Origin of the sequence: Amaricoccus macauensis (assembly GCF_049800915.1) — a bacterium.
GTDB classification, from domain to species: Bacteria; Pseudomonadota; Alphaproteobacteria; order Rhodobacterales; family Rhodobacteraceae; genus Amaricoccus; species Amaricoccus macauensis_A.
Genome location: NZ_JBNAFY010000003.1, coordinates 465682 through 480018, shown reverse-complemented (window position 1 = coordinate 480018; position 14337 = coordinate 465682). Strand labels below are relative to the sequence as shown.

Sequence of the window (14337 nt, the reverse complement as noted above, 5' to 3'; positions counted from 1 at the left end):
GGAGATCTCGCGACCATGACATACCGTCTTTTCAGTTTGATCCTTGCCCTGTCGTTCGCGACGGCCTTCTTGGCGACGGGAGTTCAGGCGCAGGATGTTTCGCCCAACGGCGTGAAGACCCTCGCGCCCGAAGGCGGCATACAGCCGACCGCGACCTGGGCGCTCGGCACACGCGCGGGCGACTTCGTTTTCGTAGCAGGGATGCGCGGGATCGATGCCGCCACCAATTCGCTCGTCGAGGGGGATGAGGCGCGCGTGCGCAAGGCCTTCGAGAACATGCAGCTTATTGCCGAATCCGAAGGCGCGAGCCTGCGCGATGCGGTGCGGCTCGTGGTCTACACAACCGACATGTATCGCTTCCGGCCGATCGTGAACGCGGTTCAGCAGGATCTCTGGGGAGATGGCCCGTATCCGCCTCGAACAATCGTGGAAGTCGATCGCCTCAACCAGGACGACATCGTCGAGGTTGAGGGAACTTTCTACGCGCCGATGAGCCGCTAGCAGAACAACAACTCCGGGGAGGAGACAGCCAGATGCTCACCTATGACGAATATCACATGCCCACCACGCTGGAGGAGGCGCTGGCGATCTGGGCGGATGCACCGGAGGGCAGCCGGCTCGTTTCCGGAGCCACGGACATCCTCCCATGGGCCCGCGAGGGTCGGGCGGGAGATGTGCATCTGCCTGCGATGATCGACGTGACGCGGATCGGCGGGTTGAAAGGATACAGCTTTGCCAATGGACGGGTGCGGCTCGGCGCGAATACCGTCTACCAGGATTTCCTGAACGAGGTGGCGCTGCGCCAGGCTCTGCCCTGCATGCCCTACTGCGCGATCTGGTTTGCCGATGACCAGATCCGCGAGCAGGCGACGCTGGCAGGCAATCTCGTCAACGCCTCACCCGTGGCGGATGGCACGCCCCCTGTGGTCGCGCTCAACGGCGAGATCGAACTGGCACGGCTCGAGGGCAGTGAAATCCGCTACCGGACGGTGCCGGTGACCGATTTCATCGAGGGGCCGGGCCGAACCCTGATCGAAAAGGGCGAGATTGCCACAAGCGTGACACTTGATGCGGCCTATGGCTACGGCGGGGCCTTCCAGAAGGTGGGACAGCGCCGCTCGCTGGTGATCTCGGTTGCCTGCTGTGCCGCGCTCATCAAGACGGACCAAACCGGCCGTATCATCGAGGATGTTCGGCTCGCGCTGGGCGGGGTGGGTCCGAAGCCCATACGGCTGCGCTCCATCGAGAGTGCCATGCGCGGCGAGAAGGTATCTCGCGATCTCATTATCGAGGCCGCAGGCGGCGCCAGCGATCTGGTCGCCTCGCGCAGCCGAAAGGAATACCGCCGGGAGGTGGTGGTCAATTTTGTCCGGGCAGCCATTGAGGAGGCGCTGGAGAACCAGCCGGACATCGAAACGAAACTCCAGGGCTTGAGGGAGATGGCAGATGCCTAGGATCAAGTTGGAACTGGAGGTCAACAACCGCAAAGTCACGAAGGAGACCGATACCCACAAGCGGCTGCTCGACTTTCTGCGGGACGACCTCAACCTGACGGGGGCCAAGGAAGGCTGCGGGGCCGGGGAATGCGGCACATGCTCGGTCTTCGTGGACGGAAAGCTCGTCAAATCCTGTCTCATGCCGGCGGCGAAGGCGGACGGCGCCAAGATCGAGACGATCGAGGGGATTGCGGGGTACGGCGACCTTACCCCCGTGCAGAAGGCCTTCCACAAGACGGGTGCGAGCCAGTGCGGCTACTGCATCCCGGGCATGGTGATGGCCGCGACCTCCTGTCTGAGGCAGAACCCGACGGCGAGCATGGAGGAGATCAAGGAGCGACTGGGTGGCAACATCTGTCGCTGCACCGGGTATACCAAGATCTTCGAGGCGGTGGAGATCGCCCGATCGGTGGTGGCCGGCACGGCACAGCCGGCGCTGCTTGACGAGGACGATCCGCTGGGCGAGAGCTATATCGGTGCGAATGTGCGCAGGCTGGATGCGCCCTCCAAGGTCACGGGGCGGCTCAAGTATGCGGCCGACATGAAGCTTCCGGACATGCTGCAGATGCAGGTGCTCCGTTCGCCGCATGCCCATGCCCGGATCGTCTCGATCGACAAGAGCGAGGCCGAGGCCATGGACGGTGTGGAATGCGTCATCACCGCCGATGATGTGCCGGGCAAGGACGGGTTCGGCGTGTTCGTGCATGACCAGCCGATCATGGCCCGCGGCAAGGTCCGTCACGTGGGCGAGGCGGTCGCGGCCGTCGCCGCCGAGGATCTGGTGACGGCGCGTCGCGCGCTGGCGAAGATCAGGGTGGAATACGAGGTTCTGCCGGGGCTCTTCGATCCCGAGGATGCGCTGAAGGACGGCGCGCCGGTGATCCACGACTACGCGCCCGGAAACCTCGTGAAGCACATCCCCGTGCGCAAGGGCGACCCGGAGAAGGGCTTTGCCGAGGCCGACATCATCCTCGAAGACGATTTCTCGACCCAACAGGTCGAGCATGCCTATCTGGAGCCCGAGGCGGGCATCGCCTATGTGGATGCGGATGATGTGGTGACGGTGATCTCGCCGTCGCAGAACATCACCCATCACCGGCACATGCTCTCGGAGATCATTGCGAAGCCGATCAACAAGGTCCGGTTCATCATGAGCCCGGTCGGCGGCGGCTTCGGCGGCAAGGAGGACATGATCTACCAGGGTATGCTGGCGCTCGCGGCGATGAAGACGCACCGTCCGGTGCAGCTCAACTTCACCCGCGAGGAAAGCCTGATCGCATCCGCCAAGCGGCATCCTTCCCGTGTCCACTACAAGATGGGCCTGAAGTGGAACGGGCGGATCACCGCGATCTCGTTCTCGATGCTGTCGGATGGCGGCGCCTACGGGATGTCGAGCGAGGGCGTGATGCGCAAGGCCGCGATCCTCTCCTGCGGACCCTACGAGGTGGACAACCTCAGCGTGGACACGCGCGCGGTCTATACCAACAACACGCCTTCGGGTGCGTTCCGGACTTTCGGCGGCATGCAGGCGCAGTTCGCGACCGAAAGCATGATGGATATGGCGGCCGAGGCGCTCAACATGGATCCGTTCGAGATCCGGCGCGTCAACATGATGCGGATCGGCTCGCTCACCCATACCCAGCAGGAGCTTCAGACGGCGTCGCTTGACCGCGTGCTCGAAGCGGCGGAGACCGCATCGCGGTGGGAAAAGGGCGCGCCCCGGGTGCGCGGAGTCACGCGCGGAGACATGAACGGCCCCGACACCCGCCAGCCCTGCACGCTGGGCGCGCGGATCGTGGCGGATGCGCCGGATCTGCGGAAGGGTGACGAGCCCACGGGCGGCCCGGCAGCCGTGCCCGATGACGTCAAGGCAAACGAGAGGGTGGCGTGATGGAGCGGAGGAAACGCGGCCGCGGCATGGCGGCAAGCTGGTACGGGATCGCCCGCACCGCCACGATTGACCGGGCCGGCGCTTGGGCCGAGATTGACGATGGCGGCACCGGCAAGGTCGTCACCGGCGTCACCGAGATCGGCGAGGGCATCCTCACCGTTCTGGCCCAGATCGCGGCCGACGAGATGGGCATTCGCCCCCAGGACGTGACCATCGGGGACAATGATACCTCGCGCTCGCCGGAAGCGGCCCATGCCGGGGCGACGCGCCAGACCTACATGATCGGCAACTCGGTCGCGCTCGCCTCGCGGGAGGCGAAGAAGGTGCTCTTCGAGCAGCTGGCCGATCACTGGGATGTCGAGATAGACCAGCTTCGCGCGTTCAACGGCGAACTCTGGGCGATGGAAACCAACAAGCGCATGTCAATGAAGGAGGCCGTTGCCACCTGCAAGGCGCGCGGCGTGGTGCCCGTGGGCTCGGCTTCCTTCACGGCGCATGGCACAGGACTCGATCCGGTCGATGGCCGAGGTTCGCCCTGGCAGGCCTATGTCTTCGGCACGCAGGTGGCGGAGGTCGAGGTCGATACCTGGACCGGGGAGGTGCAGGTGCTCGGCATCTGGGCCGCGCATGACGTGGGCCGGGCAATCAATCCTCGCGGCGTCGAAGGCCAGATCGAGGGCGGCGTGGTGCAGGGGCTCGGACAGGCGCTGATGGAGGAATACATCACCGTCGACGGTCACACGACCACCCACGGCTTCGCAAAATACATCCTGCCGACCTCGCTCGACATTCCGCAGATCAATTGCGTCATCGTCGAGGACCCGGACCCCCGCAGCCCCCTGAAGGCCAAGGGCATTGGCGAACCGGCCTTGGTGCCGACCGCGCCCGCAATCATGAACGCGATCTACGACGCGATCGGGGTGCGGATGAAATCGCTGCCCGCGACACCAGAGAAGATTCTCAAGGCCTTGCGTGAGCACACGCCCGGCCGGGAAATGATCGCCCAGGCGAACCGCGAGGAGCGTGCGCGTCTCCATGGAAGGAGAGACGTCACGGCCCACTGAATGCGCGGCGCCCGCCGCAACCAAGCAAGATCCAATAACCAATAAAAGGGAGGATATCATGAAGATCATACGCAAGGCACGGTTTGCCCTCTTGTCGGCTGCGGCCCTCACGTTGATGGGGATCGGCAGCGCGGCGCGCGCGGAGTTCCCTGAGAAGCCGGTCGAGATGACGGTTCTGTTCGGGGGAACGGCCAACACGATCGCCCAGCTTCTGTCCGAACTCATGTCGGAGGAATTGGGTCAGCCGGTGGTGCCGGTAAGCCGCACCGGTGGCGGCGGGGCGGTGGGCTACTCCCATGTGCTGGCAACGCGGCCCGATGGCTACAACATCGTGTGGAATTCGAACTCGATCAACACGATTCATCACATGGGACGGGTACCGTTCGACTACTCCAACTTCACCCCCATCGCGCGGATCTCGACCGAGGTTCCGGCCCTGGCGGTGAACGCGGATGAGGGCTGGGAGACGCTTTCCGAGATGGCCGAGGCACTTAAGGCCTCCGACGCACCGCTCAAGGTGGGAATCTCCGGCAAGGGCTCGTTCACGCATCTCACCTCGGCCGCACTGTTCGACGCGATGGGGCTCGGCGACAAGGTCACGTTCATTTCCTATGGCGAGGGGAAGGCACCCATCGAGCTGCTCGCCGGGCGCATTGATGCTGCGATCCAGTGGCCGGGCCAGTTCAAGTCCTATGTGGACGCAGGCGATCTCGATGTGATCGCGGTCACCGGGCCAGAGCGGATCGATATCCTCCCCGATGTGCCGACTGCCCAGGAGCAGGGGGTCGACGTGGACATCACCATGTGGCGCGGCCTGGCTGCACCGGCCAATACCCCCGACGATGTGATCGAAACCCTGGCCGCGGCAGCCGAGCGGGCCGTTGCGCGGGAGGAGTTCAGCGAGGCAGCCGAAACGATCGGTTTCGTACCTTCCTACGAAGGTCCGGAGGCCTTTGGCGAACTCGTCGCGGAAGACGATGCGTTCTACGGCAACCTGCTTCAGAATCTCGGTCTTTCGATGTGATCCGACAAATGGACGGGAGGGTCAGATGAGTGACCGTGCCAAAGAGACCATACTCGGCGTTTTCCTCCTGATGCTCGCATCGATCTGGACGGCGGTCGTCATAATGACGATCCCGCCCGGCCCGGGTGGTGGCGACATCGGTCCGAGAGCGTTTCCGCTCGGGTTCGGCGTGATCCTCATGGGGCTCTCCGCAATCCTGTTGCTCAAGTGTCTTGCGTGCCCGCCAGGCCCTGAGAACGAACTGGTCGTGAAGGGGCGCAAGATCACCAACACACTGCCGATCCACTGGTTGCCCGCCCTCCTGCTGCTCGCGGAAGTGTTCCTCTACGGATTCCTGCTTCAGAAGGTGGGCTTCGTCCTCGCAACTCCCGTGGTCATGCTGCTTGTGATGGTGGTGAACTACCAGGTGCGTTCCTGGCGGAAGCTCCTTGGCATGGCCATTGGAATGACGTTCGGCTGCTGGCTGATCTTCGGCAAACTGCTCGGGATCTATCTCGCCAGGGGCCAGTGGATCAATCTGGGATAGTTTCCATGGAACTCTTTCTCCAAGCCGCGACTGCCGCGATGGATCCGCTCTTCATCGCTTCTGTGGGTCTGGGATCCCTTGTCGGGCTGATCTTCGGCGCCATTCCCGGTCTGACTTTCACCGTGGCGCTCGCTTTGGCACTGCCCATTACCTTCGGGATGGCCACGCTGCCCGCCGTCGGGCTTCTTCTCGGAACCTATATCGGTGGCATGACCGGTGGGTCGGTCTCCGCAATCCTGCTCGGCATTCCCGGCACGCCATCAGCCGCCGCGACCGTCTTCGACGGCTACTCCATGACGAAACGGGGCGACGCCTCAATCGCGCTTGGAACAGCGGTCATCGTTTCGGTCTTTGGCGGTATCTTCAGTCTCATCGTGATGATCGTCTCGGTGAATCTCGTCTCGCGCCTGGCCATCGGCTTTGGTCCGGCGGAGATCTTCGCCCTGGTTCTCTTCGGTATGTCGACCATCTGCGGCTTGTGCGGGGATTCGATGATCAAAGGGCTGATCAGCGGTGTGATCGGCCTGATGATCATGACCGTGGGGCTCGATCAGATCGACGGCATTCCGCGTATGACCTTCGGCAGCATCGGCCTCATGCAGGGTGTGAACCTGCTGGTGGCAATGATCGGGCTTTTCGCGGTTCCGTTCATCATCGAGGCCGCGACCCAGAAGATGGACATCGGCGGCAAGCGCGTGGCGAAGATCCGTGCGCGGATGCCGTCGCCAAAGCTGCTATTCAGCCGGTCCTGGCTGATGCTGCGCTGTTCGGTCCTGGGAACGGGGATCGGCGCCATTCCCGGCACGGGCGGCGCGATTGCATCGTTCCTGGCCTATGATCATGCTCGGCGCTTCTCCAAGACGCCCGAGTCCTTTGGCAAGGGCAATATCGACGGGGTAATTGCGCCCGAGACGGCCAACAATGCCGTCACGGGGGGGACACTCATTCCGCTCCTTTCGCTGGGCATTCCGGGTGATCCGGCCACAGCGATCGTTCTGGCGGGGCTGCTGATCCACGGGATCACGCCGGGGCCTGCGCTCTTCATGCAGAACGCCGAGGCGGTTTATGGCATCTACATCGCGGTCGTAATTGCCTATGTCTGGGTGCTTGCGCTTCAGCTCATCGGCATCCGGTTCTTCGTTCACGTGCTGAAGATTCCGCGTGAGATGCTGGCCGTTGGTGTGCTCGTGATGTGCATAATCGGTGCATACTCTGTGCGTAACAGTGTCTTCGATGTCTATGCCATGGGGCTCGTCGGTTTTGCCGCTTATGTGCTAATTTGCATGCGGATTCCCGTGACGCCAATCATTCTCGGCATGGTTCTCGGACCAACGCTCGAAAACGAGTTCCGCACCGCGATGATGCTCTCCGGCGGCCATGCGGACATCTTTCTCACCTCTCCCATTGCTCTCGTCTTCTTTGCGCTCGCGCTCCTCGTCGTGGGACTGCAGATCGCAAGCGAGCTGAACCTCAGACGGAGCCAGACCGAAAAGGTAAGTGTCGATGCTTGACAAGAACGGACCCCCCGTGGGCTGGGATCTGGACATCCGGACACGGGCCAGCAAACTCGCAGCCGATCCCGACCTTCTGCATGATGACGGCGCGACCGGCATTGCGCGGCTGACGCTCTCGGAGGCGCTCGTCATCGGGCTGCTCAAGCAGGGTGTGACGCAGTTCTACGCGATCTTCGGCCATGGCTCGACCGATCTCGGCGAGGTGCTCCGGGTCTATTCGGAGGAGGGCGCGCTTGCCGTCATCAACTGCCGCAACGAGGTGGAGATGGCCCATGCCGCGACCGCCTATGCCTGGGTCTACGGGAAGACGCCGGCGGTCATCACCTCGATCGGGCCGGGCGGTCTGCAGGCGATGGCGGGCTCGCTCGCCGCGGCCTCGAACGGGGTCGGCGTCTATCACATCTACGGGGACGAGACGACGCGCGGCGAAGGCTACAACATGCAGCAGGTCCCGAAGCCCGAGCAGGGGATCTTCGGCAAGGTGACGGCGCTGATGGGCCAGTCCTACACGCTGCACACGCCCGAGGCGCTGCGCGAATGCCTTCGCCGGGGCACGGCCTGCGTGCATCACCCCTACAAGCCGGGGCCCTTCTTCGTGATGCTGCCGATCAACACGCAGCCGCAGGAGGCGGAGTTCAACATCCGGACGCTGCCCGGCCGCAGCCGCGTGCCCGCGCTTGCGCCGGCGCTGGAGAGCGACTTCGCGGAAGCCGTGGACCTGCTGCGCAGCCATGAGCGCGTCGTGATCAAGGCCGGGGGCGGCACCCGCAACCATGCCGAGGCAGTGCGCAGGCTCGCCAGCCGTATCGGAGCCCCGGTCGTGCTGTCTCCGGGGTCCACGGGCGTGCTGCGGGACGATCATGCGCAGAACATGCATGTGGGCGGCTCGAAGGGCTCGATCAGCGGCAATTTCGCCATGGAGAACGCGGATGCGGTGATCTTCATCGGCAGCCGAGGCGTCTGTCAGGCCGATTGCTCAGGTGTCGGCTACCCGAACGCACGTGCGGTCCTGAACATCAACGGCGATTTCAACGACCTGATGCATTATGCCAACACGGTCGCGCTGCCCGGTGACATCTCGGCGGTGATCGATCGGCTGCTCGCGGCGCTGGGCGAGAATACCGGATCTCGGACTCGAACGGGATGGCTGCGGCAATGCGCCGCGAAGAAGGGCGAGTGGACCGATTTCAAGACCGCCCGGTTCAATGCGGCACCGATCCACGACGCGGTCTGGCAGCGGCCCGTTCTGGCGCAGCCGGCGGCAATCCACGCCGTGGCGGATTTCGCCAAGCGCAAGGGCGCGGTGAAGTTCTTCGACGCGGGCGATGTCCAGGCGAACGGGTTCCAGGTGGTCGAAGACGACGCTCCGGGGGAGACCTTCACCGAGACGGGCGCGTCCTTCATGGGCTTCTCCGGATCGGCGCTCCTGGGCTCGGCAGGAGTGGCGGACGCGAAATACGGCATCGCCTTCACCGGCGACGGCTCCTTCATGATGAACCCGCAAATCCTGATCGATGCGGTGGAGCATGGCGTGCGCGGCATGATCGCGCTCTTCGACAACCGCCGGATGGCCGCGATCACCGGGCTGCAGCTCGCACAGTACGGCAAGGAATTCCGCACGAACGATTCTGTCGCCGTCGACTATGCTGCGCTGGCCGGAGCTGTTTCGGGCGTGAAGGCGATCTTCGGGGGGCACAGCCGTGACGAGCTTGATGCCGCGCTCGAGACGGCATTTGCCCATGACGGCCTCTCGCTCGTGCATATCCCGGTCTATTCCGGCGAGGACCCGCTGGCTGGCATGGGCGCCTATGGCTCCTGGAATGTCGGCAACTGGGTCGCGGATGTCGAAGCCCGCTACATCGAAGCAACGATCTGAGGGAGGGAGACCCATGTATCACGATCTCAACCTCTATATCCGGGGCGACTGGCGCCCCGCGTCCGACAAGGGCACGAAGCCCGTGACGGACCCTGCCACCGAGGACGCCCTCGGGCTGATCGCGGTCGCGACCGAGGCCGATGTCGAGGATGCGCTGGCAGCGGCGCAGGAAGGCTTCAAGGTCTGGCGCAAGACCGGCACCTGGGAGCGTGCCGCCAGGATCCGCAAGGTTGCGGAGCTTATTCGTGCCCGGACGGATGACATCGCCACGCTGATGTCGCTTGAGACCGGCAAGCCGCTTGCGGAAGCCAAGGGCGAAACGGGAGCGGCGGCGGACCAGTTCGAGTGGTATTCCGAGGAAACCAAGCGGATCTACGGCCAGATTATCGAAGCCCGCACGGCCGACAGCCGCATGGCGGTCATTCACCAGCCGGTGGGCGTGGTCGCGGCCTTTTCGGCGTGGAATTTCCCGGCGCTGTTGCCCGCGCGCAAGATCGCCGCGGCGCTTGCGGCGGGGTGCGCCATCATCGTGAAGCCCGCCGGCGAGACCCCGGCCTCCTGCGCCGCTCTCGTGCAGGCCTGTCATGATGCGGGCATCCCGCCGGGCGTGGTGAACATGGTGACCGGTGCGTCGAGCCAAATCGCAACGCAACTCATCCGGTCGCCCATCGTGCGGAAGGTGAGCGTCACCGGGTCGGTGCCCGTGGGCAAGCAGATCCTTTCGTTGGCGGCGGAAGGCGTGAAGAAAGTCTCGATGGAGCTTGGCGGCCACGGCCCGGTGCTCATCTTCGACGACTACGATCCGGTGGCGGCGGCAGATGTCTGCGCGCCGACAAAGTTTCGCAACTGCGGCCAGGTCTGCATCTCGCCGACGCGGTTCTACGTGCACGAGAAGAGCTACGACGCGTTCTCCGCGCGCTTTGCCGAGATCGCGAAGTCGCTCAAGGTGGGCCGCGGGCTCGACGACGGCGTGCAGGTCGGGCCGATGGCAAACCGTCGCGGCCTCGAGACGGTGCAGAAGATGACACAGGATGCCATCGATCGCGGTGCCGAACTGCTCGCAGGCGGTGGCACGCCGACGGGGTCGAACAAGGGCTATTTCATCGAGCCGACGGTTCTGGGCCGCGTGCCCGACGACGCGCTGGTGATGAACGAGGAGCCCTTCGGGCCGATTGCGCCGATCACGACCTTCTCTGCCTATGACGAGGTAATCGAGCGGGCGAACGCGCTGCCATTCGGCCTCGCGGGCTATGTCTTCTCGAACGACCTCAGCGTGGCCACACGCGCCTACGAGGACCTCGAGTGCGGCATGGTTGGCGTCAACGAGATGCTGCTGGCCACGGCCGAGGCGCCCTTTGGCGGCGTGAAGGAAAGCGGCATGGGGCGCGAGGGCGGATCGCTCGGCATCCACGACTACCTCGATCCGAAATACGTCAAGATCAAGCTCGCGGGATAACTTACATGGCAGACGAAAAAGACCAGGGCCTCGCGCGCGGGCTGACCAATTATGGCGACCGGGATTTCTCGGTCTACCTGCGCAATTCCTTCGCCTCCTCAATGGGGTATTCGCGCGAGGTGCTGAAGAAGCCGATCGTGGGGATCGCCAACAGCTTCTCGGGCTTCAACAATTGCCACCGGCATTTTCCGGAGCTTGTCGAGGCGGTGAAGCGCGGCGTGCTTCTGGGCGGCGGGTTGCCGATCGAGTTTCCGACGATCTCGCTCGGCGAGGTGTTCCTCAGCCCCACCAGCCTCAAGTTCCGCAATCTCATGTCGATGGACACCGAGGAGATGATCCGCGCCCAGCCGATGGATGCGGTCGTCCTCATGGGGGGCTGCGACAAGACGGTTCCGGCGCAACTCATGGGGGCCGCCTCGGCCGACCTGCCCGCGGTGCAGCTCGTCGCGGGGCCGATGATGACCTCGCGCTACGGCGAGGAGCGCCTCGGCGCCTGCACCGATTGCCGCCGTTTCTGGGGCAAGTATCGCGCGGGCGATGTCTCGACCGACCAGATCAACGATATCGAGGGGCGGCTTGCCACGACCTCGGGCACCTGCGCGGTGATGGGAACGGCCTCGACCATGGCCTGCATCGCAGAAACGCTTGGCATGTCGCTGCCCGGGACCGCCGCGATCCCTGCGGTTCATGCCGACAGGCTGCGGGCGGCGGAAGCCTCGGGGCTGGCCGCGGCGCGGATGATCGAGAACCCGATCAGGCCGAGCGAGGTTATCACGCAGAAGTCGGTCGAGAACGCGATCCGGATGCTGCTGGCGCTGGGCGGCTCGACAAATGCGATCATCCACCTTACGGCCGTGGCCGGGCGGCTGGGCATCAAGGTTTCGCTCGAGAAGCTCAACGAGCTTTCCGACACGACGCCCGTGCTGGTGAACCTCAAGCCTGTCGGTCAGCATTACATGGAGGATTTCTTCTTCGCGGGCGGCGTCGGTGCCGTCTTGCGCGAGCTGAAGCCGCTCCTCCATCTCGACACGATCACGGTGGCGGGCGAGACGCTGGGCGACCGGCTCGAGCGCGCCGTTGGCTACGTGGATCACAGGGTGATTGCTACGGCGGAAGACCCATTGGAGCCGGAAGGCGGGCTGGTCGCGCTCTTCGGCAATCTGGCGCCCCGCGGTGCGATCCTCAAGCGGTCGGCCGCCGACAAGTCGCTCTTCGAGAAGGAGGGGCGCGCCGTCGTCTTCAACTCGCTCGAGGACATGGCGAAGCGGGTCGACGATCCGGATCTTGAGATCACCGCCGACGACTTCATGGTGCTTCAGAATGCCGGGCCGAAGAGCGCGTCCGGCATGCCCGAGGCGGGCTATCTGCCGATCCCGAAGAAGCTTTCGGGCAAGGGCGTGAAGGACATGGTGCGGATCTCGGATGCACGGATGTCCGGCACGGCCTTCGGCACCATCGTGCTCCATGTCGCGCCCGAGGCCTCGGTCGGCGGGCCACTGGCGCTCGTGCGGACGGGGGATCGCATCCGGCTGTCGGTGAAGAACCGGTCCATCGAGCTGCTCGTGGAGGAGGCGGAGCTTGATCGCCGTCGCGCGGAGTGGCGACCATCCAATGTGCCGCCCGAGGAGCGCCGGGGCTACGACCGGCTCTATGCCGCGGAAGTGGGGCAGGCAGATGAGGGATGCGACTTCGGCTTCCTCAAGCCGCTGGCCGAGCAGGAAGAAGAATCGATCGAGGCCGGTCACAGCAGAGAGGGGGTGTCAGGCGTGCCTGCGGAGTAGGTTATCGTGCTGTTTTGCCGAAAGGGGTGGGCATTCCGAACTGTGCCCCCTTCCCAAACAGGAAACGACGAGCATGTTCTCCCGGGATGCCAGTGCCGCGGTCGATCAACTCGTCGCAGGAGGCGCTCTACGCGAAAGGGTGAGGAAAGACTGCATGAAGGAAAAGGGGCTGACCCATGATCAAGTTCATCGTCTACGTGAGTGAAGCCGTTTCTCCGCCCTCTGCGGTGGAGCTTGGCAATCTCCTGGAGAGCAGTCGCAAGCGCAATACGGCGGACGGTGTCACCGGGCTGCTCGTCTATCGATTCGATCCGGCGGTCGGTCGGGGGCATTTCCTCCAGGTTATCGAGGGGCAGGAGAGCGCCATCGAGGATCTCTGGGGACGGATCTCGAAGGATGGCCGCCATTACTCGATCATCGTTCTTGAGGAAGGTAGCGAAAGCGCCCGGATGTTCGAGGATTGGTCAATGGGATTCCGAAACATCGATACCACTCAACTCGCTGCCTATCCCGGACTTGCGGATCTTGGCAGCCGGGCCTTCTGGGAGCGAGCGGAACGCGGAACCATCCCGGAGGCGCGGGAGCTTCTCGTGGATTTCTATAACAGTTCGTCGATGGAGGGAGCAGGTTGAGCGGTTTGGCCATAGCTTGACCGCATATGGAGCGAGAGCGACAGGTTCTCGTATTTTATGGTGGGGGGAGCGCAGGCTCTTAGACAATTGGAGCAACCTTCTGCGATTTCGACAGAGTTGTGTTGATCTCCACTCAATCGCCAACTCACAGGAAAGAAACCTGTTATCATGCGCTATCCAACCTCGTTCCAATAACCAGTTCAAAACGCGCGGGTAAAGTTAGCCAAGGTCAGCCGTCGCATAATAACTACGCCTGCTTGGCAACAAATGGTGGGAACGATACGGACAAGAACTGCTAAGTGCCGGATTTTATGGTGGGCCCGGAAGGATTCGAACCTTCGACCAATTGATTAAGAGTCAACTGCTCTACCACTGAGCTACGGGCCCGCACAAAGCGGATGATCATGACAGGGACGGCCTTGCGGCGAATCCTCGTCAATCAAGTTGCGCGGTCGTATCGAAGATGTCCCTGAAGATCAATATCCAAAACCGCACAAAAAACCTGCTGTGCATGAGTAACAAAATGATTGGGGAGTGAGAGGCTGGACAACGGCCCAAGCGGGGCTCGTTACGGCTGCTTCCTTCCGGACCTGACCGGGTTGGCGAGGTGCCTGCCCGCGCCAACCTCTCAGGCACGGAGTTACATGTTGTTGCCTAGGGTTTCAAGAGGAGGCGATATGGCAATTACCCAGACTTGACGCCAATCCGGGGCTCATATACGTGTCATGCGCTACGCGGGTATAGCTTAATGGTAAAGCTTCTGCCTTCCAAGCAGACTATGTCGGTTCGATTCCGTCTACCCGCTCCAGCATTCCTAAAAACTTGGATATTTCTCGGATGGAACCGTCTCGTTCTGTCACGGCCGAGCATTCGTGCGCGAAACTGCACATTCAAGATGTGCATGCTTTGTGCCGATTCTGGTGGCCTCTCTGCCAGCTTGGATATCTGTATTGTAGCGATCACGCAGGAATGTGATATCCGCAAGATCGCTATCGGTTCGTGCGCGGTGGCGACCCGCATTCAGGACTGAGGGGTCAGGTTTGAAGCGCAGGGACCGCGGGCTTTTAAAAGCGCTCA

11 protein-coding genes, 2 tRNA genes and 1 other RNA gene are annotated in these 14337 nt (G+C 63.3%); 12 read left to right on the top strand and 2 right to left on the bottom strand.

The window, feature by feature from the left end:
- Positions 1-15 precede the first annotated feature (15 nt).
- The 11 genes from ACP15W_RS10050 (at position 16) to ACP15W_RS10000 (ending at position 13260) form a co-directional block, all read left to right on the top strand.
- On the top strand, positions 16-501 hold the full coding sequence (locus ACP15W_RS10050) for a RidA family protein (protein WP_424932741.1): 486 nt from the start codon (positions 16-18) through the stop codon (positions 499-501).
- Between the two features lie 32 nt (positions 502-533).
- Positions 534-1454, top strand: coding sequence for an FAD binding domain-containing protein (locus ACP15W_RS10045; RefSeq protein ID WP_424932740.1), 921 nt, complete (start codon positions 534-536; stop codon positions 1452-1454).
- Complete coding sequence (locus tag ACP15W_RS10040; RefSeq protein WP_424932739.1) at positions 1447-3387, top strand: molybdopterin-dependent oxidoreductase; 1941 nt, start codon at positions 1447-1449, stop codon at positions 3385-3387. The genes ACP15W_RS10045 and ACP15W_RS10040 overlap by 8 nt, the downstream gene beginning before the upstream one ends.
- Complete coding sequence (locus ACP15W_RS10035) at positions 3387-4451, top strand: xanthine dehydrogenase family protein molybdopterin-binding subunit (protein WP_424932738.1); 1065 nt, start codon at positions 3387-3389, stop codon at positions 4449-4451. The genes ACP15W_RS10040 and ACP15W_RS10035 overlap by 1 nt, the downstream gene beginning before the upstream one ends.
- A gap of 58 nt (positions 4452-4509) precedes the next feature.
- The gene (locus ACP15W_RS10030; protein ID WP_424932737.1) at positions 4510-5475 is read left to right on the top strand and encodes a Bug family tripartite tricarboxylate transporter substrate binding protein; all 966 of its coding nucleotides are present in this window, start codon (positions 4510-4512) and stop codon (positions 5473-5475) included.
- Between the two features lie 25 nt (positions 5476-5500).
- Positions 5501-6001 (top strand): tripartite tricarboxylate transporter TctB family protein, encoded by a 501-nt coding sequence (locus ACP15W_RS10025; RefSeq protein ID WP_424932736.1) that lies wholly within the window; start codon positions 5501-5503, stop codon positions 5999-6001.
- A gap of 5 nt (positions 6002-6006) precedes the next feature.
- Positions 6007-7512, top strand: a complete 1506-nt coding sequence (locus ACP15W_RS10020) for a tripartite tricarboxylate transporter permease (RefSeq protein WP_424932735.1) — start codon at positions 6007-6009, stop codon at positions 7510-7512.
- Entirely contained in the window at positions 7505-9391 is a 1887-nt protein-coding gene (locus tag ACP15W_RS10015) for a thiamine pyrophosphate-binding protein (RefSeq protein WP_424932734.1), read from the top strand. Before ACP15W_RS10020 ends, ACP15W_RS10015 begins: the two co-directional genes overlap by 8 nt.
- A 13-nt stretch (positions 9392-9404) precedes the next feature.
- Positions 9405-10847 (top strand): NAD-dependent succinate-semialdehyde dehydrogenase, encoded by a 1443-nt coding sequence (locus ACP15W_RS10010; protein WP_424932733.1) that lies wholly within the window; start codon positions 9405-9407, stop codon positions 10845-10847.
- A gap of 5 nt (positions 10848-10852) precedes the next feature.
- The gene (locus ACP15W_RS10005; protein ID WP_424932732.1) at positions 10853-12628 is read left to right on the top strand and encodes an IlvD/Edd family dehydratase; all 1776 of its coding nucleotides are present in this window, start codon (positions 10853-10855) and stop codon (positions 12626-12628) included.
- 176 nt (positions 12629-12804) lie between these two features.
- Positions 12805-13260 carry a BLUF domain-containing protein gene (locus tag ACP15W_RS10000; protein ID WP_424932731.1) on the top strand — a complete coding sequence of 152 codons (456 nt, stop codon included), beginning with the start codon at positions 12805-12807 and terminating at the stop codon, positions 13258-13260.
- A 312-nt stretch (positions 13261-13572) separates the two neighbouring features.
- On the opposite strand, the gene ACP15W_RS09995 is transcribed toward ACP15W_RS10000, so the two are convergent.
- Positions 13573-13647, bottom strand: a tRNA-Lys gene (locus tag ACP15W_RS09995).
- 146 nt (positions 13648-13793) lie between these two features.
- Positions 13794-13890, bottom strand: an RNA gene (gene ffs, locus ACP15W_RS09990) — signal recognition particle sRNA small type.
- Positions 13891-13994: 104 nt separating this feature from the next.
- On the opposite strand from ffs, the gene ACP15W_RS09985 reads away from it, so the two are divergent.
- Positions 13995-14068 (top strand) — tRNA-Gly (locus ACP15W_RS09985).
- The last annotated feature ends 269 nt before the right edge of the window (positions 14069-14337 follow it).

Coding starts and splice junctions, on each gene's coding strand:
- ACP15W_RS10050 (WP_424932741.1), top strand. CDS start 16: ATGACATACCGTCTTTTCAGTTTGATCCTTGCCCTGTCGTTCGCGACG.
- ACP15W_RS10045 (WP_424932740.1), top strand. CDS start 534: ATGCTCACCTATGACGAATATCACATGCCCACCACGCTGGAGGAGGCG.
- ACP15W_RS10040 (WP_424932739.1), top strand. CDS start 1,447: ATGCCTAGGATCAAGTTGGAACTGGAGGTCAACAACCGCAAAGTCACG.
- ACP15W_RS10035 (WP_424932738.1), top strand. CDS start 3,387: ATGGAGCGGAGGAAACGCGGCCGCGGCATGGCGGCAAGCTGGTACGGG.
- ACP15W_RS10030 (WP_424932737.1), top strand. CDS start 4,510: ATGAAGATCATACGCAAGGCACGGTTTGCCCTCTTGTCGGCTGCGGCC.
- ACP15W_RS10025 (WP_424932736.1), top strand. CDS start 5,501: ATGAGTGACCGTGCCAAAGAGACCATACTCGGCGTTTTCCTCCTGATG.
- ACP15W_RS10020 (WP_424932735.1), top strand. CDS start 6,007: ATGGAACTCTTTCTCCAAGCCGCGACTGCCGCGATGGATCCGCTCTTC.
- ACP15W_RS10015 (WP_424932734.1), top strand. CDS start 7,505: ATGCTTGACAAGAACGGACCCCCCGTGGGCTGGGATCTGGACATCCGG.
- ACP15W_RS10010 (WP_424932733.1), top strand. CDS start 9,405: ATGTATCACGATCTCAACCTCTATATCCGGGGCGACTGGCGCCCCGCG.
- ACP15W_RS10005 (WP_424932732.1), top strand. CDS start 10,853: ATGGCAGACGAAAAAGACCAGGGCCTCGCGCGCGGGCTGACCAATTAT.
- ACP15W_RS10000 (WP_424932731.1), top strand. CDS start 12,805: ATGATCAAGTTCATCGTCTACGTGAGTGAAGCCGTTTCTCCGCCCTCT.